General features: G+C 69.4%; 22 protein-coding genes. 9 read left to right on the forward strand and 13 right to left on the reverse strand.

Going from position 1 to position 20,389, the window contains the following annotated elements:
- Nucleotides 1–59: 59 nt before the first annotated feature.
- Together KBY90_RS06200 and KBY90_RS06205 are read right to left on the reverse strand one after the other, a co-directional pair.
- Nucleotides 60–590, reverse strand: a complete 531-nt coding sequence (locus tag KBY90_RS06200; RefSeq protein ID WP_254967816.1) for a hypothetical protein — start codon at nt 588–590, stop codon at nt 60–62.
- Nucleotides 591–638: 48 nt separating this feature from the next.
- Nucleotides 639–1,058, reverse strand: a complete 420-nt coding sequence (locus tag KBY90_RS06205) for a nuclear transport factor 2 family protein (RefSeq protein WP_254967623.1) — start codon at nt 1,056–1,058, stop codon at nt 639–641.
- A gap of 92 nt (nt 1,059–1,150) precedes the next feature.
- On the opposite strand from KBY90_RS06205, the gene aroB reads away from it, so the two are divergent.
- Nucleotides 1,151–2,290: a 3-dehydroquinate synthase gene (aroB, locus tag KBY90_RS06210; protein ID WP_254967624.1), complete on the forward strand. Its 1,140-nt coding sequence runs from the start codon at nt 1,151–1,153 to the stop codon at nt 2,288–2,290.
- Here the strand turns inward: aroB and KBY90_RS06215 are convergent.
- Nucleotides 2,275–2,598 carry a hypothetical protein gene (locus KBY90_RS06215; RefSeq protein ID WP_254967625.1) on the reverse strand — a complete coding sequence of 108 codons (324 nt, stop codon included), beginning with the start codon at nt 2,596–2,598 and terminating at the stop codon, nt 2,275–2,277. The genes aroB and KBY90_RS06215 overlap by 16 nt on opposite strands.
- Nucleotides 2,599–2,731: 133 nt before the next feature.
- On the opposite strand from KBY90_RS06215, the gene KBY90_RS06220 reads away from it, so the two are divergent.
- Nucleotides 2,732–3,166 carry a hypothetical protein gene (locus KBY90_RS06220; RefSeq protein WP_254967626.1) on the forward strand — a complete coding sequence of 145 codons (435 nt, stop codon included), beginning with the start codon at nt 2,732–2,734 and terminating at the stop codon, nt 3,164–3,166.
- A gap of 5 nt (nt 3,167–3,171) precedes the next feature.
- Here KBY90_RS06220 and KBY90_RS06225 read toward each other — a convergent pair whose 3' ends face one another.
- Both KBY90_RS06225 and KBY90_RS06230 read right to left on the reverse strand, forming a co-directional pair.
- Nucleotides 3,172–3,855, reverse strand: coding sequence for a dienelactone hydrolase family protein (locus KBY90_RS06225; RefSeq protein WP_254967627.1), 684 nt, complete (start codon nt 3,853–3,855; stop codon nt 3,172–3,174).
- A 12-nt stretch (nt 3,856–3,867) separates the two neighbouring features.
- Nucleotides 3,868–5,304 (reverse strand): Rieske 2Fe-2S domain-containing protein, encoded by a 1,437-nt coding sequence (locus KBY90_RS06230; RefSeq protein WP_254967629.1) that lies wholly within the window; start codon nt 5,302–5,304, stop codon nt 3,868–3,870.
- Nucleotides 5,305–5,387: 83 nt separating this feature from the next.
- On the opposite strand from KBY90_RS06230, the gene KBY90_RS06235 reads away from it, so the two are divergent.
- The 5 genes from KBY90_RS06235 to KBY90_RS06255 all read left to right on the forward strand — a co-directional run bounded on the left by KBY90_RS06235 (nt 5,388) and on the right by KBY90_RS06255 (nt 11,339).
- On the forward strand, nt 5,388–6,080 hold the full coding sequence (locus tag KBY90_RS06235; RefSeq protein WP_254967630.1) for an SDR family oxidoreductase: 693 nt from the start codon (nt 5,388–5,390) through the stop codon (nt 6,078–6,080).
- A 61-nt stretch (nt 6,081–6,141) separates the two neighbouring features.
- Complete coding sequence (locus tag KBY90_RS06240) at nt 6,142–8,067, forward strand: NAD(P)H-quinone oxidoreductase subunit F (protein WP_254967631.1); 1,926 nt, start codon at nt 6,142–6,144, stop codon at nt 8,065–8,067.
- Nucleotides 8,067–9,596, forward strand: a complete 1,530-nt coding sequence (locus KBY90_RS06245) for an NADH-quinone oxidoreductase subunit M (RefSeq protein WP_254967633.1) — start codon at nt 8,067–8,069, stop codon at nt 9,594–9,596. The genes KBY90_RS06240 and KBY90_RS06245 overlap by 1 nt, the downstream gene beginning before the upstream one ends.
- A complete protein-coding gene (locus KBY90_RS06250; RefSeq protein ID WP_254967635.1) occupies nt 9,593–10,903 on the forward strand; it encodes a CO2 hydration protein in 1,311 nt (436 codons plus the stop codon). The genes KBY90_RS06245 and KBY90_RS06250 overlap by 4 nt, the downstream gene beginning before the upstream one ends.
- 34 nt (nt 10,904–10,937) lie before the next feature.
- On the forward strand, nt 10,938–11,339 hold the full coding sequence (locus KBY90_RS06255) for a fasciclin domain-containing protein (protein ID WP_254967636.1): 402 nt from the start codon (nt 10,938–10,940) through the stop codon (nt 11,337–11,339).
- Here KBY90_RS06255 and bioA read toward each other — a convergent pair.
- From bioA to KBY90_RS06295, 8 genes are all read right to left on the reverse strand, one after another.
- Nucleotides 11,336–12,625, reverse strand: coding sequence for an adenosylmethionine--8-amino-7-oxononanoate transaminase (gene bioA, locus KBY90_RS06260; protein WP_254967637.1), 1,290 nt, complete (start codon nt 12,623–12,625; stop codon nt 11,336–11,338). The genes KBY90_RS06255 and bioA overlap by 4 nt on opposite strands.
- A 17-nt stretch (nt 12,626–12,642) precedes the next feature.
- The gene (locus tag KBY90_RS06265; RefSeq protein WP_254967639.1) at nt 12,643–13,092 is read right to left on the reverse strand and encodes a phosphate-starvation-inducible PsiE family protein; all 450 of its coding nucleotides are present in this window, start codon (nt 13,090–13,092) and stop codon (nt 12,643–12,645) included.
- A 154-nt stretch (nt 13,093–13,246) separates the two neighbouring features.
- Entirely contained in the window at nt 13,247–13,561 is a 315-nt protein-coding gene (locus KBY90_RS06270) for a P-II family nitrogen regulator (protein ID WP_254967647.1), read from the reverse strand.
- Nucleotides 13,562–13,596: 35 nt separating this feature from the next.
- Nucleotides 13,597–14,595, reverse strand: a complete 999-nt coding sequence (locus tag KBY90_RS06275; protein ID WP_254967649.1) for a sodium-dependent bicarbonate transport family permease — start codon at nt 14,593–14,595, stop codon at nt 13,597–13,599.
- Between the two features lie 107 nt (nt 14,596–14,702).
- A complete protein-coding gene (locus KBY90_RS06280) occupies nt 14,703–15,068 on the reverse strand; it encodes a phosphate-starvation-inducible PsiE family protein (RefSeq protein WP_396122546.1) in 366 nt (121 codons plus the stop codon).
- A gap of 309 nt (nt 15,069–15,377) precedes the next feature.
- The gene (locus KBY90_RS06285) at nt 15,378–15,956 is read right to left on the reverse strand and encodes a Crp/Fnr family transcriptional regulator (protein ID WP_254967651.1); all 579 of its coding nucleotides are present in this window, start codon (nt 15,954–15,956) and stop codon (nt 15,378–15,380) included.
- A 248-nt stretch (nt 15,957–16,204) separates the two neighbouring features.
- Nucleotides 16,205–17,176 (reverse strand): sigma-70 family RNA polymerase sigma factor, encoded by a 972-nt coding sequence (locus KBY90_RS06290; RefSeq protein ID WP_254967652.1) that lies wholly within the window; start codon nt 17,174–17,176, stop codon nt 16,205–16,207.
- 260 nt (nt 17,177–17,436) lie between these two features.
- Entirely contained in the window at nt 17,437–19,134 is a 1,698-nt protein-coding gene (locus tag KBY90_RS06295) for a SulP family inorganic anion transporter (protein ID WP_254967653.1), read from the reverse strand.
- Nucleotides 19,135–19,246: 112 nt separating this feature from the next.
- Here KBY90_RS06295 and KBY90_RS06300 point away from each other — a divergent pair, with 112 nt between their 5' ends.
- Together KBY90_RS06300 and KBY90_RS06305 are read left to right on the forward strand one after the other, a co-directional pair.
- A complete protein-coding gene (locus tag KBY90_RS06300) occupies nt 19,247–19,417 on the forward strand; it encodes a hypothetical protein (RefSeq protein ID WP_254967654.1) in 171 nt (56 codons plus the stop codon).
- Nucleotides 19,417–20,283, forward strand: a complete 867-nt coding sequence (locus KBY90_RS06305; protein WP_254967656.1) for a DUF6671 family protein — start codon at nt 19,417–19,419, stop codon at nt 20,281–20,283. The genes KBY90_RS06300 and KBY90_RS06305 overlap by 1 nt, the downstream gene beginning before the upstream one ends.
- Nucleotides 20,284–20,389: the final 106 nt, after the last annotated feature.

A 20,389-nucleotide genomic window follows, 5' to 3' on the forward strand; every position in this document is an offset into this window, starting at 1 on the left:
TCCAGGACACATGGCCCCCGGATGCGGGTGCATGCTCCTGCCCTCCGGTGCCGCGAACGTCAGCTCCCGAACTCGTCGACCCGTTTCCTGAGCTCCGCCAGTTCCCGGCGCAGGTCGTCCTCGTCGCCGCGCGGATCCGGCCGCCGGTCGGGGGAGACGCGCTCGGGTTCCCGGTAGCCGGCGAGGCTGCGGAACATCAGCCCGCCACCGCTGGCGATCATCAGCACGTACACCATCAGCTGCCAGAGGGTGGCGGGCCTGAAGCTGATGCGCACGCCGTTCAGCACTCCCACGAACAGGGCGGCCAGGGACGCCCACACCAGCAGGCGCGCCCAGCGCTGGAAGCTCCCGGTGAACAGCAGACACACGCCGATGCCCAGGGGAATCATCAGCAGACCCATGCCGGGGGTGCCGAAGGGCAGCGCTCCACCCCAGCCACCGAAGCCGCCGCGCCAGCCCCAGCCGCCTCCCCCGTGGCTGAACCCCGAGTGCACCATCACCTGGTTGAGGAACAGGAACACCCCGGCCCCGAACAGGCAACCGCCGATGGTGAACGTCAGCGCGTCGCCGACGGGATGCTCACGGCTCATGGCGGCCCGGGGGTCGTGCTGGCCGCAGGGTAGGGACGGTGCGCCCGCTCAGGCCACGAACCGCCGGTAGAGCCAGCGCACGAAGCCGCCCACCAGCGGCACCGGCGCGAAGGTGGGGCCCACGAAGTCGAAGTAGTCGCGGTGGTCGACGATCCGGCCGTCGTCGTTGAACAGCAGCCGGGTGGTGCCGGGGTAGATGAACTCGATCCCCTTGATCTTCAGGCCCATCTCCCACTCCACGAAGGCCGTGTCGCCCTCGATCGCCACCGCCCCCGGCACCAGATACACGTCGTCGCAGCGTTTCAGCAGGCCTTGCTGCGCCTCCAGGTAGGCGGCGATGCCCTGCCGCTCCTGGGTGGGGTCCTGGAAGTGCACGTCGTCGGCATAGGCCTGGCGCCACTGCTCCTCGCTGGGGGCCGGGGCGCCGTAGGGCTTGGTGAACAGGGCTCGCAGGCTGGCGGCGTCCACGGCAGGCGGATGGATCGGCAGCCGAGCCTATGGACGCCGAGCCTATGGACGCCGCGCCCCGCCCGTAGCCTCGGGCCAGCACCGGTTTGCCCATGACCGCCACGCCCGCCACCCCCAGCACCTCCGCGGGGTTCCGCACGATCGAGGTGGCGCTGAGCGCCAACCCCTATCCCGTGGTGATCGGCGACGGCGCCCTGGCGGGGCTGGGCGCGCGGATCGCCGAACGGGGCTTCCGCAGCGGCACCCGGGTGCTGGTGGTCACCAACCCCGTGGTGCACGAGCACTACGGCGCCGCCGCCCTCACCAGCCTGCGGCAGGCGGGCTTCGAGCCAGCCGAGCTGGTGATCGAGGCCGGTGAGGACCAGAAGACCCCCGCCACCGTGGCCCGCATCCACGACGCCGCCTTCGAGCAGCGGCTGGAGCGCGGCTCGCTGATCGTGGCCCTCGGCGGCGGCGTGGTGGGCGACATGGCCGGCTTCGCCGCCGCCACCTGGCTGCGCGGCATCGCCGTGGTGCAGGTGCCCACCACCCTGCTGGCGATGGTGGATGCGGCGATCGGCGGCAAGACGGGCGTGAACCACCCCGGCGGCAAGAACCTGATCGGCGCCTTCCACCAGCCCCGGCTGGTGCTGATCGATCCCACCACCCTGGCCACCCTGCCGGAGCGGGAGTTCCGCGCCGGCATGGCCGAGGTGATCAAGTACGGCGTGATCGGAGACGCAGAGCTGTTCGCCGAGCTGGAGGCCGCCGGCGACCTCAGCTCGATGGCGGCCGTGGGACCGCAGCTGCTGCAGACCCTGCTGGAGCGCTCCGCGGCCGCCAAGGCCCGGGTGGTGGCCGCAGACGAGCGGGAGGGCGGCCTGCGGGCGATCCTCAACTACGGCCACACCCTCGGCCACGTGGTGGAAACCCTCTGCGGCTACGGCACCTGGCTGCACGGTGAGGCGGTGGCCATCGGCATGGTGGCCGCCGGCGAGATCGCCCTGGCCATGGGCCTGTGGAGCGCCGCCGATCAGGCCCGCCAGAAGGCGGTGATCGCCGCCGCAGGCCTGCCCCTGGCCTGGCCACGGCTCGATCCGCAGGCGGTGCTGCAGTGCCTCCAGGCCGACAAGAAGGTGAAGGACGGACGGGTGCGCTTCGTGCTGCCCACGGCCATCGGCGCCGTGGAGATCCGCGACGACGTGGACAGCGAGCGGATCCTCGCCGCCCTGGCCGCTCAGACCTCGCCGTAGCGGTCTTCCAGGGCGGTCTCCAGGGTGGTGAGCAGCAGCGCCAGGGCGGTGCGGGCCTCCAGATCCGGCCCGCTCACCGAGGCGATCCAGCGGTGGCAGAGCGCCTCGATGTTCTCGAACAGCGGTCCGCCCCGGCTCAGGCTGGCCATCACCCGCTCCAGGCCGAGGTCGTCCACCTCCGCCGGCAGGCCCACCACGTAGCGGCGGCCGTCATCGCCCACGTAGGTGAGCCGGCCGGCCTCATCCAGGATTGGCGTGGCGTGGGGCGTGATCGGCTCCCCCTGATCCCCTGCTCCCTCAGCGGCCATGGCCTCGCCTCCTCCGTTGGTCCTCCTCGACCACAGCTAGGCACGCTGCGGACCCTTGCCAACCGTGGCCAGCGGCGGATCCGGCCCTGCTGGGCAGACTGAAACCGCAGCCCGTCCTCCCAGCGCCCGGCCGATGACCGCAGCGATCCGCCACGCCCCGCGCCTGATCACCCTCTGGATCACCTGGCTGCTGGCGATGCTCTTCCATGTGGACCTGGGCCTGATGCCGCTGTTCCACGGCCAGTCGCCGGAGATCCACAGCCATGTGGCGGAAGCCCGGCTGCCGCTCCTGTTCGGCGCCATGCTCGCCTACTTCCTGCTGCCCCTGATCGCCATCGTGCTGATCAGCTACGCCGACACGGCCCCGGCTCCGGCCGCCTGGCGGCCCTGGCGGCGGCTGCATTTCTGGTTCAGCGTCGTCTACTCGGTGACCAACGTGCCCCACCTGGTGGCCGACATCCTGGTGCCCGACCGCCGGCTGGATCAGATCGTGCTGATGGTGGCCCTCACCGTGTTCGGGCTGCTGATCAACGTGGAGGGCTGGCGCTGGTGGCGGCAGCCCTCCTGAACGTCTCAGCGCACAGCCGCCCCGGGATCACAGCCGCCATCGCCACCGGGCAGATGCTCCAGGAACCAGTCGCAGGCGAGCCGGGAGGCCGCCGCCAGGGTGCCCGGCTCCTCGAACAGGTGGCTGGCCCCGGGCACCAGTTCCAGGGCCTGGGGCGCCCGCAGCGCCGCGGCGGCCTGGCGGTTGAGCTGCAGCACCTCGGGGTCGCGCCCGCCCACGATCAGCAGCGTGGGGCAGCGCACCTGCGGCAGGGCCGCCATGGCCAGATCGGGGCGGCCGCCGCGTGACACCACGGCATGCACGCCAGCGGGGCGCTCGGCGGCGGCGATCAGGGCCGCCGCTGCGCCGGTGCTGGCGCCGAACAGCCCCAGCGGCAGACCGCTGAGCTGCGGCTGTGCCGCCGTCCAGTCGATGGCGCCGATCAGCCGCTCGCTGAGCAGGGGGATGTCGAAGCGCAGGGCGGCATCCACCCGGTCGCGGCGCTCCTCCTCGGCCGTGAGCAGATCGAACAGCAGGGTGGCCAGGCCGGCGCGCTGCAGCACCGCGGCCACGAAGCGGTTGCGGGAACTGAAGCGGCTGCTGCCGCTGCCGTGGGCGAACAGCACCAGGCCCCGCCGCGGGCCGGGCAGCACCAGATCGCCGGCCAGCTCCACGCCGGCCACCGGCAGCAGCACAGGAATTGGATCCATGGCGGCCTGGGCTCACCCCTGCACAGCTAGCGCCGCCGGCGCGTTGCGGGGCGGCTCGCCGCTGCCCCGCTCCAGCCCCCGCTGCCAGCGGGCCAGCTGGCGCTCCAGCGCGCCCAGCAGCAGCGCCACCGCCAGACCCGAGCCCACCAGCCCGGCCGAGGGCGTCAGGCCCCCCAGCCACACCACCGCCAGCAGCAGCAGGGGCACCAGCACCACCAGCCCCCGCAGCCAGGGCCGCCAGCGGCGGATGCGCCCATGGGCCGCGGTGCAGCTGCGGCAGTGGCGCGTGTGGGCCTCGTAGCGATCCATCAGCGCCGCCGGGCCCTGGCGCGGCGGCAGGGGCTGGCCGGGAAAGGGCTCGCCGCCGTGGTTCATGACCCAGTCGTGCAGCGCATTCACGTAGACATCCGCGCTGGTGGGCAGGTAGCAGGCGCGGCTGAACTGCCCGCTGCCGCCGCGACTGGCCAGGGCCCGCTCCTGCCAGTGCAGGAACACCTGATCGTCCTCGAGCACGGTGTGGTTGCCGATGTGCTGCAACCAGCGCGGGGTGAGCCCCAGCAGCAGCCGCGGCAGCCGCGAGCGGAACTGGAAGGGGAAGCGGGCGATCAGGCGGCACTGGCCCCGGTGGGTGGGGGTGGCGTAGACCACCGTGAGGAAGCGGGCGAAGGCCTTGGCGTCCAGGTCGTGCCACATCAGCCCCGGCGCCACGTAGGTCGTGAACTGGCTGCCGAGCTTCCCCCGGCGCGGACCCTCCGGCCAGGCGGCGGTGAACCCCTCCGGCCCGGAACCGGTGAGCTCGGCCTCCACCGGCGCGGCGTTCTCGCGGCGGCCCACGGTGCGGTGGTGGGTGAAGGGCACGTGGCTCACGTCGAGCACGTTCTCCAGCAGGGTGAGGGCATCCATGGGCAGGTCGCGGAAGGTGTCCTGCACCAGCCAGCCCGGCTCCTCCAGCAGCGGCACCACGGGCAGCGGCACGGCATCGGCACCGGCGGCGTCACCGGCGAACACGAACAGCAGCCCCTGGGCGGTGGCCGTGGCGAAGGTCCGGCAGCGCGAGCGGGGGCTGGCGCAGGCCGTGGCCGCCACCTCCGGCACCGCCTGAGGGATGGCGGTGCAGTGGCCCTCGCCGTCGAAGCTCCAGCCGTGATACGGGCACTCCAGCTCACCGCGATCGTTGAGGCGCCCCTCGCTGAGGGGCACGAGCCGGTGGGGGCACACGTCGGCGAAGGCCCGCCACTGCCCGGCGGCGGCGTCCCACCAGATCACCAGGTCCTGATCCAGCAGGGTGAAGGCGAAGGGGCGTCGGGGATCGAGATCCTTCAGGCAGCCCACCGCGTACCACTGCTGCAGCCAGTGCTGCCGCCAGCGAGCGTCCTGAACCCGGGGCTCTGTGGCAGGAACCGTGCTGGCGAAGGCAGTGTTGCCGGGAGCCGTGCTGGCAGGAGACATGGAGACGGGATGCCTGCCCGGATGATGGCGTGCCGGGACTGCCGGCAGCGCACCTAGCGTCGGGCGGCGGCAGTTCCGAGCGGATGACGACGATTGCGGTGAGCGGCGCCAGCGGCAAGACCGGCTGGCGGGTGGTGCAGGAGGCCCTGCGGCAGGGCCACACGGTGCGGGCGCTGGTGCGGCCCGGCTCGGAGCTGCCCGCGGGCCTCGAGGGAGCGGAGGTGATCCGCCTGGAGCTGGGGCAGCGGCAGGCCCTGGAGCAGGCCCTGCGCGGCTGCGAGGCCCTGGTGATCGCCACCGGCGCGCGCCCCTCGGTGGACCTCACCGGCCCGCTGCAGGTCGATGCCTTCGGCGTGCGCAGGCAGATCGAGGCCTGCCGCGCGGTGGGCCTGAAGCGGGTGGTGCTGGTGAGCTCGCTCTGCGCCGGCCGCTGGCTCCATCTCCTCAATCTCTTCGGCCTGATCCTGGTGTGGAAGCGGGTGGGCGAACGCTGGCTGGAGCGGAGCGGTCTCGACTGGACCGTGATCCGCCCCGGCGGCCTGAGCGAGCGGGAGGAGGGTCTGGAGCCCGGCCAGGAACGCGAGGGCGTGGTGTTCAGCGGCCCCGACCAGCAGGACAGCTCCAGCATCCCCAGGCGGCTGGTGGCCCGGGTGTGCCTGGAGGCCCTGGCCGATCCGGCCGCCGCGGGGCGGATCATCGAGATCACCAGCAGTCCCGACCAGCCGCGGCGCAGCCTCGGCGACTGGCTGGCCGCACCCAGCGGCGCCACCACCTGACTACGTTCATCCGGCCTTCCGGCTCCGCCGTTCCTCCCCTGCCCGCCGCGTTCCGTTGCCCATGACCGTCGCTGCGCTCCAGGCGGCCTGGCTGATCCCCCTCTATCCCCTGCTGGCGGCCCTGGGCTCGCTGGCCTGGTCGCCCGGCCTGATCTCCCGCACCGGGCCCCGCCCCTGCGGCTACCTCAACCTGCTGATGGTGAGTGTGGCCTTCGTGCACAGCGTGGTGGCCCTCACCACCCTGCACACCAATGCCCGTGCCGGGGCCGAGGCCCTCTACCGGCCGATCACCTTCAGCTGGACCTGGCTGGACAGCGCCGGCCTGCGCATCGGCGTCGACGGACTCGTCACCGAACCGGCCCTGGTGGCGATGACGGTGATCACCGGCCTGCACGTGCTCGTGCAGCTCTATTCGATCGCCTACCTGGAGATGGACTGGGGCTGGCCCCGGTTCTTCGGCTCGCTGAGCTTCTTCGAGGCCGGACTCTGCGCCCTGGTGCTCACCGACTCGCTGTTCTTCAGCTACGTGATCCTGGAGCTGCTCACCTTCGGCACCTACCTGATCGTGGGCACCTGGTACAACCAGCCGCTGGTGGTGAAGGGGGCCCGCGACGCCTTCCTCACCAAGCGCATCGGCGATCTGATCCTGCTGGCCGGCGTGATCGCCCTGCTGCCGATCACCGGCACCTGGAACTTCCACGGCCTGCAGGCCTGGGCCGCCGATCAGATCAACAACCACAACGCCCTGCCGCCGGCCCTGCCCCTGATCCTGCTGGCCCTGGTGGCCGGACCGATGGGCAAGTGCGCCCAGATCCCTCTCCACCTCTGGCTCGATGAGGCGATGGAGAGTCCGCTGCCCTCCACGGTGCTGCGCAACTCGGTGGTGGTGGTGGGCGGAGCCTGGGTGCTGCTGCGGCTCGAGCCCCTGATCGAACTCAGCCCCCTGGTGCAGAGCGTGCTGGTGGTCGTGGGGAGCACCACCGCCGTGGTGGCCTCCCTGATCGCCCTCGCCCAGATCGACGTCAAGCGGGCCCTCTCCTTCCTGGTGAGCAGCTGGCTGGGCCTGCTGTTCGTGGCCGTGGGGCTGGGGGACTTCAGCGTGGCCGAGCACCTGATGCTCGTCTACCCGCTGCCGATGGCCCTGATGCTGATGGCGATCGGCGCGATCGTGCTCACCAACATCACCCAGGACCTCACCCAGCTCGGCGGGCTCTGGAGCAAGCGGCCGCTGATGGGCCTGGCCTTCCTCACCGGCGCCGCCGGCCTGATGGCCCTGCCCCCGTTCGGCGGCTTCGCCGCCCTGCGGGAGCTCCTGGAGCTCACGGCCGCCAGCGCCAGTCCTGCGGTGCTGGGCGGCGTGGTGCTGATCACCAATGCCCTGCTCAGTGCCGGCCTGATCCGGGTGTTCGGCCTGATCTGGGGAGGCCGGCCGTCAGTGTTCACCACCCGCTCGCCGGAGGTGCTCTGGCTGATGGCCCTGCCCACCCTGGTGCTGATGGGCCTGGTGCTGCACCTGCCCCAGCTGCTGGTGGTCAACGGGGTGTTCGCCCTCTCGCCGCTGCCGGGCTGGGGCCCCCTGGCGGTTCCGCTGCTGCTCTCCACCCTGGTGGGCGGTGGACTGTCGGCCCTCTTCTACCTCTTCTACCTGCGGCCCCATCCCCTGGCCCATCTGCCCGCGGCCCTTGGAGGGCTGCAGGACTGGCTCGCCCACGACATGCAGACCGAGCGCTTCTACCACCGCACCGTGGTGTGGCTCGTGGTCGCCCTGGCCCGGCTCAGTGCCTGGTCGGACGAGCGGCTGATCGAGGGCTTCAGCGGCGCCTCCGGCAGCGCCGCCCTGGCGGGCGCCCGCCGCCTCAGCCTCACCACCTCCGGCCGGTCCCAGGCCTACGCCCTCAGCCTGGTGCTGGGTCTGCTGCTGATGGCCATCTGGCTGCTGGTGGCTCCGCCCTTCCCATCCACCCGCCTCCTCCGCCCGTTCAGCTGATGGGACCGACTCCCCTGCTCCTGCTGCTGGCCCTGCCCCTGGCGGGCACCCTGCTGCTGCCGCTGATGCCGGCGGAGGTGCCCCCGGCCCGCCTTCGCTCCATCGCCGCCGTGCCCGGCGGCCTGCAGCTGCTCGTGGCCCTGCTCTGCTGGCGGCACCCGCCGGCCGACCTGCAGCTCCCCTGGCTGCCGCGGCTCGGCCTCTCCCTGGATCTGGGCCTCGACGGCCTGTCGCTGCCCCTGGTGCTGCTGAGCGCCCTGCTCACCACCCTGGCCGTCCTCTCGGCGCCGGCGGATCAGGGCCGTCCGCGGCTGTTCTTCGCCCTGATGCTGGCCACCAACCTCGGTGTCGTGGCGTCGTTCCTGGCCGCCAATGCCCTGCTGTTCCTGCTGGCCTTCGAGCTGGTGCTGATCCCCCTCACCCTGCTGGTGGCGATCTGGGGGGGCGAGCGCCGCGCCGGGGCCGGGGTGCGCTATCTGCTCTACGGCTCCGTCTCCGGGCTGGCCCTGCTGGCGGCCGTGCTGGCCTTCGCCTGGTTGAATCCGGCCGGCCCGGCCTTCGGGTTCGATGCGCTGCGGGCCGCGCAGATTCCGCCGGCGGCCCAGCGCTGGATCCTGGCCCTGCTGCTACTGGCCTTCGGGCTGAAGCTGCCGGTGGTGCCCCTGCACGGCTGGCAGCCGTTCACCTACGGCCAGGCGCCCACCCCGGTGGTGATGCTGCTGGCCGGAGTGGTGGCCAAGCTCGGCGCCTACGGCCTGCTGCGCTTCGGGGTGGGATTCCTGCCCGACGCCTGGGCCGCCTGGTCGCCCTGGCTGGCGGCCGCCGGCGCCGTGAGCGCCGTCTACGGCGCCCTCAACGCTCTCGCCCAGAGCGACATCCGCCGCCTGATGGCCTTCAGCTCCCTGGGGCACATGGGCCTGCTGGTGCTGGCCCTGGCGGCCGCCACGCCGCTGAGCCTGCAGGGGGCGATCGCCCAGATGCTGGCCCACGGGCTGATCTCCGCCCTGCTGTTCGCCTGTGTGGGGCTGATCGAGCGCAAGACCGGCACCACGGCTATCCGCAAGCTCTCGGGCCTGATGAATCCCCTGCGCGGCCTGCCCTTCACCATGGGCATGCTGCTGCTGGCGCTGATGGCGGCCGCCGGCATCCCCGGGCTGGCCGGCTTCCCGGCCGAGCTGATGGTGTTCGAGGGCAGCTGGACCAGCTTCCCGCGGGCGACGCTGGTGAGCCTCCTCGCCTCGGGCGTCACGGCGGTGTACGCCATCCGGCTGTTCAACCGCGTGGGCTTCGGGCGGCTCGACAACGACCGCGCCGACTGGGCCCACACGCGCTGGAGCGAGCGCGTGCCGGCGCTCGCCCTCACCCTGCTGGTGATCGGAGCCGGCCTCTGGCCGACGGCCCTCACCGGCTGGAGCGAGACGGAATCGGCGGGCCTGGCCCTGCGGGCCCAGCCGTTCCTGAACGACCCGGCCACCATTCAGATCGCATCCGCCACGACCCTGTCCGCATCGGAGCCGCTGCCGTCATGACCCCACCCACCGCCGCTGCCCCCGAGGCCGTCCGCCAGCCGCTGATCCCCCCCTCCAGCCATCGCTACGCCGATGTGATCCACCGGCTGGAGGCCGGCGGCTCGATGCTGCCGGACACGCCGGAGAACCTGATGCAGATCATCGGCATCTACAAGGCCTACGCCGTGCCGATGGATTTCTACTGGCGCGACCTGCTCTACATCGCCGAGCAGGTGTTCCTCGATCCGCTGCCGGCCTTCAAGTACTTCATCAGCCAGGAGTATCTGGACCTGCCGAATTCCTACGCCGGGGATCAGTCGAAGCTGCGCATCTGGCGGGGCGGCGAGAAGGCCCACCCGGAGCTGCTGGAGTTCATGGCCAGGGGAGAGACCGGCCGGATGCCGAAGCTGCTCCATCACCTCTGGCACGACCGCATCAACATGGAGTTCGCCGAGGCCTGCATGCAGGCCATGCTCTGGCACCAGGGCATGGGCGGCCGCTTCTACGACTATCTGGAAACGGACACCTACCGGGCCAATGCCGACCGCGCCATCAAGGCCTACTTCCGCGTCAACCCGCTGATGCTGGGCCTCTACCGCCTGTTCCCGGAGATGTTCATGGAGCAGGTGAAGAAGCTGAGCTACACCGCCAACCTGGGCTTGTTCTGGGAGGTGATGGCGCCGGTGTTCTTCGAGATGAGCGACATCTACGACGAGGGCGGCTTCAAGGGCGTTCCCGACGCCATGAACTTCCTGGTGAACGGCATCTTCGCCGTCGCCGGGCGTCCGATCTATCACCATGTCTACATCAGGGGAGAGTGCTTCGAGATCATCCCCAAGAGCGAGGGCTTCACCTGGCTGTATGAAGCGGCCCTGCCCTATGTGGAGGCCGTGTTCTACCGCACGGCGCCGTTCCGCGGCACCAAGAGCTACAACGCCCAGGCCTGCCAGGTGCCGGCCGACCAGGCCGACTTCCACTACGGCATTCTCTACGCCGACGTGTTTCCGGTGGGCTCCGCCGGCATCCCGCCCACCCTGCTGATGCAGGACATGCTGCATTTCCTGCCTCCCTACCTGGAGGATCTCTACAGGCAGCACAAGCGTGGCGATGCCGACAAACTGATTCAGCTGGGTATCACCTTCCAGCGCTCGATGTACAACGTCACCTCAGCGGTGATCCAGGCCCTGCGCTGCGCCCTGCTCTACCCGCTCGATGACACCGACCCCGAGCACCTGATGGCGAACCGCCGCTTCTTCGAGGCCCAGATGGACCGCTTCCTGCGGCCCGAAGCCCGGCTGCCCCAGATCCAGACCCAGGACTACCGCTGAATTCGCCGTTCACCCCGATCCCGACACCACCGCCATGGCCACCATCATCGAGACCGCCAGGGGCGCCGGCTGCTTCGCCACCCTGCTCACCGCCGTGGAGGTGGCCGGGCTCACCGGAGCCCTGGAAAGTCCCGGACCGTTCACGGTGTTCGCGCCGGTGGACGACGCCTTCGCCGCCCTGCCGCCGGGCTGCGTGCAGACCCTGGTGGACAACCCGCCCCAGCTGGCCCGCATCCTCAAGTTCCACGTGCTCAGCGGTGCCCTCAAGCGCGACGAGCTGGTGAGCCGGGACGAATGGGAGAGCCTGGAGGGAGCGCCGGTTGCGATCCGGCGCGCCGATCCCTTCGAGGTGAAGAACGCCACGGTGGTGAGCGCCGACATCACCTGCGACAACGGCATCGTGCACGTGATCGACCGGGTGATCCTGCCGGGCTAACCCAGGGCGTCGAGGGCCGTTCTGAGCGCTCGATAGCAGGCCTCCAGCTGCTCGTCCCGGATGCCCAGGGGCGGCAGCAGATACACCACGTTGCCCAGGGGCCGCAGATACACCCCCTGCTCCAGGCAGAGGCGCTGGATGCGTTTGCCCACCGGGTTGAGGTAGCTGCTCTCGCCCGTTTCCACATCGAAGGCGGCCATGGTGCCGGCGCAGCGGGGGCGGCGCACCAGCGGGTGCCGCGCCAGATCCTCCAGCAGCGGGATGTGGCGCACCGCGAACTGCTGGAAGCGCTCGGGGCTGGCCTGCAGCAGATCCAGGCTGGCCAGGGCGGCGGCGCAGCCCAGGGGGTTGGCGGTGAAGCTGTGGCCGTGGAAGAAGGTGGCCTCGGGCCGCTCGCTGATGAAGCCCTGGTAGAGCCGCTCGCTGGCCAGGGTCACCCCCATGGGCAGGAAGCCACCGGTGAGCCCCTTGGAGAGGGCCATCAGGTCGGGCTGGATGCCGGCCCGGCGGCAGGCGAACAGATCGCCCGCACGCCCGAAACCCGTCATCACCTCATCGGCGATCAGCAGGGCGCCGGCGGCCCGCACCCGCTCGGCCACCGCCCGCAGGAAGCCGGCCCGCACCACGCGCATGCCGCTGGCCCCCTGGATCAGGGGTTCGAGGATCACGGCGACGGTGGGGGTCTGCAGGGCCTGCTCCAGCTGGGCCAGGGCCGCCTGCTCCCGCCGCTCCACGTCCTCATCGCCCCAGTGGGTGTGGGGCCAGGCCACCCGCGCCACCTCGAACAGCAGCGGCTCGTAGGGACCGGTGAACAGCGAGCGCTCCCCCAGGGCCATCGCCCCGAAGGTGTCGCCGTGGTAGGCGCCCTCGAAGGCGATCAGCTGGCGCCGCCCATGGGCCGCGCCGTCGCCGACTCCCTCCTGGTTGCGCCACCACTGCCAGGCGATCTTGAGGGTCACCTCCACGGCGGTGGAGCCGTTGTCGGAGAAGAACAGCCGCTCCAGGCCGCTCAGGGCGCTGAGGCGCGTGGCCAACTGCTCGGCCGGCCCGTGGCTGAAGTTGGCGAAGATCACCTGCTCCAGCTGACGGGCCTGGCGGGCGATCGCCGCCGCGATCGTCGGTTCGGCATGGCCGTGCAGCGTCACCCACCAGCTGCTGATGGCGTCGATCAGCCGCCGGCCGTCGTCGAGTTCCAGTTCACTGCCGCGGGCCGAGCGCACCCGCAGCGGTTCCGGAGCGGTGGCCACCTGGGTGGTGGGGTGCCAGAGGTGGGGATGCCAGCTCATCGTGCTGTTGCGGCGGTTCAGGACTCGGGGGTGGCGCTGGAGCCGCGGCGGGCCGCCAGCACCAGCCAGTAGGCAGCGGCCAGACCCACCGCGATCAGGCCGAAGCCCGCCATCAGCTGGGGCTTCTGCTCCGTGCCGGGTGGCAGCACGATCACCTTCCGGGCCACGGCGGTGAGGGCGGTGAGCAGCACCAGTTCGATCTGCACAACCTGATCGCGCAGGTAGGCGGTGATGTTCTGCATCACCTCCAGAGCGATGAAGATCAGCAGCAGACGATCCAGCAGCTTGATGAGGCTGCCATCGAACCAGTTGGCCTGCAGGGTGAACAGCTTGATACCACTGTCCGCCAGCAACTGAAGCGTCGCCAGGCCGATCACAAGAGCGAGCAGCAGCGCCAGGAGCTTGGCCAGCTGACGCTCGTAGCTGTGCACCCCAGCCAGAAAGTGATCGTCACTGAGAAATTTCATGGCAGAGATGGTGAATCTGGAAGCGAAGCAAGCAAAGGCAAGGCCCGCCCATGCAGAAAAGCATGGACGGGCAGCAGATCGGGGAAGACCAGGCACCGGACTGCAGGGGCAGCAGGCCAGCAGGGCGGTTCACGGCGTCAGGCCACAGACCACGTCAGAACTTGTGATCGCGCAGCGCTTCCACCGGGTAGATGTAGGTGATGATCGAGAAGTCCGCATAATACTTGGCCTCGATCTCACGGGTGATCGTGTCGGCCAGTTCGCGGGTGCCTGTGAGCACCTCGATTTTCACATTGGCGAGGGTGTGGGAAACGCTCGGCTCCCCGGTGGAGCGTACATTGCGACTGCCTTCCCCGCCCGCCGCATTCACGGTGTAACCGGTGGCGCCGGCAGCCTTGATCAGCTTGATCAGTTTCTTGGAGAGAATTTCCTCCGCAACGATCACCAGCTTCCAGATCTGTTGACTCATGGTTTTGACCTCTGATTAGGAGTTGTTGGATGGTTTTAACGTCCCAGCATCACTTCAGCAATCCCGATGAACAGCGGGATGCACACGGCAATCGCCACGGGTGTACCGATGGCCGTGGAGGCGCCGATGTAGGCCGAGGGATTGGCCGAGGGAATGCCGGCACGGAGGGTCGGGGGACCGGAGATGTCCGAGCTGGACGCGGCGATCACGGCCAGCACCACCGCGCCACCGATGCTGAAGCCGGTGAGCTTGTGAATGATCAGGCCAAGGCCGAAGGCCAGGAAGCCATGAAGGATGGGGGCGATGAAGGCATAGATGGCAAACCACTGGGCAACCTTGCGCAGCTCGTTCATGCGCTGGGCGGCCTCCATGCCCATGATGATCATCAGCACGGAGAGGAAGCCACGGAACAGGGGATCAAAGAAGCTCTCGTACACCGGCTCGGGCTTGGTGAGGATGCCGAGCGCCACACCCAGGAGCAGCGCGGTGACAGCGGAGCTCTGCAGGCTCTCCTTGATGATCGGCCAGATCTCGACGTTCTCGGAGGTTTTGCCGGTCTGCTTGGTGATGTAGAGGCTGGCCACCACGATCGCCGTCACCAGGGCCGGGATGTCCATGAACGGATAGAGGGCTGCAGTCCAGGCCTCGTAGGGGATCTTGGCGGAATCCAGCTGGGGCAGCACCGCCGCCAGCGTGGAGCCGCTCACCGCACCGAACAGACCACCCGTGGCGACGGCATCCGGCACCGTGATGCCTGGCAATTTCGCCAAGGTGTACCGGCTGATGAACACGATCACGATGCCCAGCAGCACAGCCGCGAGCGCCGGCAGCAGGATTTCGGAGAAGTTGGAATTGCGAATGGCGATTCCACCCGTGAGCCCGATCTTCATCAGCAGGAAGAAGCTGATGAATCTGTAAATGGAATCTGGAATGGCCAGCTGGCTTCCCAACGAGGCGACGACGATGCCACCGATCAGAAAACCCAATGTTGGCGATTGGACTTGCTTGAGAAAGAGCGTGAGAAATTCGGCCACTTTGATCCTCTAGTTGTACTGGCGATGGTGAGGCGCGCCGGAGTGTAGGGAGCGCGCTCAGAGGGTGGGGCGAGATCCGCCGAAGGGGATCGGCGGGGGCGGCGGCCCTACTCCCGGGGGAGATCACGCCGCATGCGGGCCGACACCTGGGATTCCGGGTCCACCCCCTCGAAGGTGGGCGGCAGCCAGACCCGGACCACCATCAGCAGCGCCGCGGTGGCCAGGAACAGGCAGACCGCGATCATCTGCTGCCAGGCGGTTTCGAGAACGCCGTTGACGATGACCTCCCGGAGAACGGAGACGATGGCGATCTCGACGGACACGCCGATCGAGACGCGCTGTTCCTGCAGGTAGATGATCAGCAGCCTGAACAGCTCAACCAGAATCAGGATGAACAGGATGTCGGCGGTGATGGCATGGAACTGGGGTTGCGAAAGCAGCGACGAGAAGATCGACTTGAGCTGCAGCGCCATCACACAGAACAGCCCCATGCACAGGGAAACGGCGATGAAATCCTGCACAGCCTCCAGAGATTGGACAATTTGAGGCCTGCGAAACACCTGATACCAGGGAAAGGATGCTTCCGCAGGACGGGAAGCATGGGCGGTGCCGGCGTCGTGACCGGGCGCTGATGGTGCGCTGATGGGTGTGGTGCTCATCGGCATGGCTGCGCTGAGCTCAGCATAGAAAGGCCATCTAATCCATGAGCAGAGAGATGATTCGGATCCCTGATCAGTGCGATCAGAGCACAGCCAGCCAGCCCCAACATCAGCGGGAGATGCCTAGGGCGCGGCCTCCAGGATTGAGGAGATGGCACTGCGGGCCAGCAGGTCACTCGATCCCTCCTTGATCAACCAGCCCTGCTGGCGAAACTGACCGAGAGTCTTGGTCACCGTGACCCGCGACATGGAGACGATCTCAGCCATCTGGCGATGGGTGAGGTTCATCTCTTCGAGCGGCACACGCACACCCTTCGGCGAGTCATCACCGAAGCGCCTGCCCAGCCACATCAGCAGGTTGAACAGCCGCACATCCGCCGGTCTGATCCGGCTCAGCTGCAGCAGCATCGACATCTGCTGGAGGTGGGCGATGGAGAAGGAATGCCGTTCGCCCTGGTCTGGCAGCCACTCACTGACGCGCACGGAAGACAACGCACTCAGCTCCACCGGTTGCATGGTGAGCAACTCAGGAATCACCGATTCCCCGGGTCCCCAGATGCCAACCGTGAAGATCTCCGCCTGATCGGTCCAGCTGGAGGCTCGCAGATAGCCGGCCTCAAGACGCCAGCTCACGGTTGCCGGAACAGGCTGCCCGGCACCAAGAGAGAGTTGCAAGCATCGGTCTGGCATGGAAAGAAGCATGGCTGCAGGATGCGACGGGGGGACAAAAAAGGACTGTGATGCAACCCCAGAACAGGGAGCCGATACACCTCAGATTGTGACCACAGAACTGTAGGGGGGTGTTCTATGAGCTGGGTCGACCAGCACAGCGCACCGCGAATCAGATGTTCTCCGACTACACCAGGATGTTCAGTTGTCACACGCTGGAATCAGGCATGAAAAAGGCGGCCCCCATGGACCGCCCTGATGTCGTCGTGCCGGTGTGCGACTCAGGCTTCCAGATAGTCAACGAAGGGGGTGGAGAGGCGCCGGATCGAGGCATTGGCACGCCGCTCCAGGCCCCGGGCCGTGTCACGGGTGATCCCCATCTGGCGGGCCGTGGCGCTCAGGTTCAGGGCCTCCTGGCCATCGATGCCGTAGCGCCAGCGCAGCAACTCGGCTTCCTGGGCGGGCAGCTGCTGCAGGAGTTTGCGGATGTCCTGCCGCATCAGCGTGGAGGCCACCAGGTCCTGGGGCCTGCTCGACTCGCAGGGCAGTGTGTCCACCAGCCGTTGCTCGCTGTCCTGCCTCTGCGCACCATCGAGACTGAGGGGCTCCTGGGCCCTGAACAGCACCTCGCGGATGTCCAGGGGCTTGAGGCCGGTGGCGTCGGCCAGTTCCGCGAGGCTGGGATCTCTCCCAAGCTGCTGGCCGAGGCTCTGCTGGGCCTGCCGCAGGCGGTGCAGCTGGCTCACCATGGTGGAGGGCAGCCGGATGGTGCGCCCCTTGCTCACCAGGGCGCTGGTGATGCCGTCGCGGATCCACCAGGTGGCGTAGGTGGAGAAGCGGTAGCCGCGGCTGGGATCGAAGCGCTCCACGGCACGGATCAGGCCGATGGTGCCTTCCTGGATCAGGTCCTCCAGGTCGGCCGGGCGGTGCATGTAGCGGCGGGCCATGCCCACCACCAGGCGCAGGTTGGCCACCACCATGCGGCTGCGGGCCTGGTTGGCCTGCCGCAGGCAGCGCTGCAGCTGCCGCACGCCCATGCCGGCTTCGAGGGCCCAGGTCTCCAGGCTGGGCGCTACCCCGCCGGCGCGCAGTTTCAATTCCTCTGAAACCTCCTGAGCCTGGCGGCCGGCCTGAACGAGGCGAGCCAGGGTGATCTCTTCATCCGGGGTCAGCAATGGGATGCGGCGGATGGCGCCCATGTGCTGGGTGAGTGCGTCGCAGCCGCCGGTGGGGCGCTTCTGTGGCGCAGGCATCGGAGGGATGTCTGGAAAGGGTCGGCAAACGGTACGGACTTTGGGCTCCAGGTGGGTGATTTCCGGGCCTGGGTCACAACCAGAAGCTCAAATCGTGGTGATCAGTGCAGCTGATTGATGGCCCAGTCGAGCATTGCCGCGCAGTGGAATCCCTCCGGGAGTGGTCCAGGCACGACGGTGCCTGGACCCAGGCCGGGCATGAAAAAAGCCCCGGCGATGCCGGGGCTCCGGGGCAGCGCCGCCGCGCCCGACCGGGCGTCTCAGGAGAGGGCACCCACGGCCTGCTCCAGTGCCTCACGGCGGCTGAGGCTGGTGCGTTCGGCCGGGAGCTTGGCGTAGAGCCCCAGCTTCTCCAGGCGGCGCCTGGTGGTGTCGGCAGCGCCGACCACGAACACGTCCCGGCCCTTCTCGATCGCCTCCTCCACCGCGTTCTCCACGGCCAGGGCGGCGGTGACCCCCAGATGCGACACCTCGGAGAGGTCGAAGATCACCGCCCTGCAGTCGCCGATGGCGTTGTGCTCCCGGGCGATGGCCTTGGCCACGCCGAAGATCATGGCGCCGTTGAGCTGGAAGAGCAGCACCTGTCCCCGGCCCTTGTCGAGCAGGGCCTTCTCCTCATCCGGGAGCATCAGATCACCGTCGCCGGTGCTGATCGACTTCACGGAACGGGACTGCAGGGCACTCATCTTGTCGATGGTGAGGATGTTGGCGATGAACACCCCAACGCCCACAGCGACGATCAGGTCCACCAGCACGGTGAGGCCGATCACCAGGTACATGATCAGGGCGCCGCTGAGTGAGATGCGATGGGCGCGCTTGATGAAGCCCCAGTCGACGATGTCGACGCCCACCTTGAGGGCGATGCCGGCGAGCACGGCCTGGGGAATCTGGGCCGCCAGCCGGCCCCCGGCGAGGATCACCACCATCAGGATCAGGGCACGGCTGATGCCCGAGAGGGCGCTGCGGCCCCCGGCCTGGATGTTCACCACCGTGCCCATGGTGGCGCCGGCGCCGGCGATGCCGCCGAACAGGCCGGACACCAGGTTGCCCAGGCCCTGGCCGATCAGTTCCTTGTTGGAGTCGTGCTCGGTGCGGGTGATGCTGTCGGCGATCACAGCCGTGAGCAGCGCGTCGATGCAGCCCAGCATCCCCAGCACGACGGCGTCGACGAGCATCAGCCGCAGGTCATCCGCCTGGAAGAAAGGGAGCCGCAGCTGCGGGAAACCCGAGGCGATCTCGCCGATGCGGCGGATGCCTTCGCTGCCCGCGTCGCCCGGCATGTTCAGCAGGGTGAGCGAGAGCAGCGTGCCGATCACCAGGGCGATCAGCTGGGCGGGAATGACGGTGCGCACCTTGCGGGGCGTGAACCAGAGAATCGCCAGGGTGATCAGCGCCAGGATCACCTCGGTGGGCCGGGCCCCCTGCACCAGATCGGGCAGCGCCCGCAGGGTGCCCATCACCCCGCCCCTGGGAATCGCCTGACCCAGGAAGGGGCCGATCTGCAGGATGATCAGGATGAAGCCGATCCCGCTCATGAAGCCCGAGATCACCGTGTAGGGCATCTGGGTGATGTAGCGGCCCAGCTTCAGCAGGCCGAAGGCGATCTGCAGCACGCCGGCCAGCATCACCACGGTGAAGGCCATCGCCAGCCCGTTCTCGGGATTGCGGGCGGTGAGCTGGGCGATCACCGCCGTCATCACCACCGTCATCGGGCCGGTGGGCTCGGAGATCAGGGTGGGGGTGCCGCCGAACAGGGCGGCGAACAGACCCACCAGCACCGCGCCCCAGAGACCGGCGGCGGCTCCGGCCCCGGAGGCCACACCGAAGGCCAGGGCCAGGGGCAGGGCCACGATCGCGGCGGTCACCCCGCCGAACAGATCCCCCTTGATGTTGTTGGTGCTGATGTGGTTCAGCAGGCGCAGGCCCGGACGCGGTGGCGGCGCCGATGCTGTGGTCATCGCTACAGGCGGAGGTTGGCCCGGAACCTTAACCGCGTGATGTCCGTCTTGGACCGCGCAGCCCCAGCAGAGCCGCCTTCCAGCCATGATTCGTTGACTAATGGTGCCGGCCGTGAGCCTGCTGATCGTCCTGGCCCTGGGCTGGCTGGGCCTGCGCAGTCTGCTGATGCTCGCCCAGGTCGAACGGCATGCCCCGGAGGCTCACCTGGCCCGCACGTTCGAGGAGGAGCTGCGCCAGCGGGGGCTGCGCGGCGACCGCACCGGCATGGGCGTGGACCCCTGATGGCCGGGGCAGGGGCGGCAGCGGTCCCCTACGCGGGTGAGCGGATCTGCCTCACCACCCGCCACGGCAAGGAGCGAGCCCTCGCCCTGCCCTTCCGCCTCGGCCTGGGCGCCAGCCTTGCCGTGCAGGGCTGCGACACCGACCGGCTGGGCACCTTCAGCGGCGAGGTGGAGCGTGCCGGCGATGCCCTGAGCACCTGCCGGCGCAAGGCCCTGCTGGGCCTGGAGGCCAGCGGCCTGCGGCTCGGCCTGGCCAGCGAGGGCAGCTTCGGCCCCCACCCCTCCGTGCCGCTGCTGGCGGTGGGGCAGGAGCTGCTGCTGTTCGTGGACCTGGAGCGCAACCTGAGCGTGCTGGAGCGGCGCACCGAGTGGCGCACCAACTACAGCCACCGGCGGCTCGGGCCTGGGGAGGACCCGGCGGCATGGCTGGGGCAGGTGGGGTTCCCTCGCCATGCCGTGATCGCCCGCCCCGCCGGCGGATCGCGCCAGCCCATCCACAAGGGGATCTCGGCTGCCGCGGAGCTGCGGGAAGCCCTGGCGGCCTGCCGCCGCGCCGACGCCAGGGGCGAGGTGTGGCTGGAGACGGACATGCGCGCCCATCTCAACCCCACGCGCATGCGCTCGATCCGCCGCCTCGGGCTGGCGCTGGTGCGGCGGCTGCGCAGCCCCTGTCCTGCCTGCCGGGCTCCGGGCTGGGGGCTGCAGGACACCGAACCCGGGCTCCCCTGCAGCTGGTGCGGCACCGCCACCCAGCTCACCGCCCACGAGCGCTGGGGGTGCCAGCACTGCGGCCACAGCGAACGGCGGCCGCGCCGGGATGGGCTGGAGGCCGCCGATCCCGGTCACTGTCCGTTCTGCAACCCCTGAACCCGCGGCCACCGATCAAGGAGGCTGATGGGTGCCATCAGCAGCCCTTTTCATCCCGGGGGCGCGGATGAACCAAAGCGTGTGCCGGCGGAACTACATACGGTTG

This window comes from Cyanobium sp. CH-040, assembly GCF_024346135.1.
Taxonomy (GTDB): Bacteria; Cyanobacteriota; Cyanobacteriia; order PCC-6307; family Cyanobiaceae; genus NIES-981.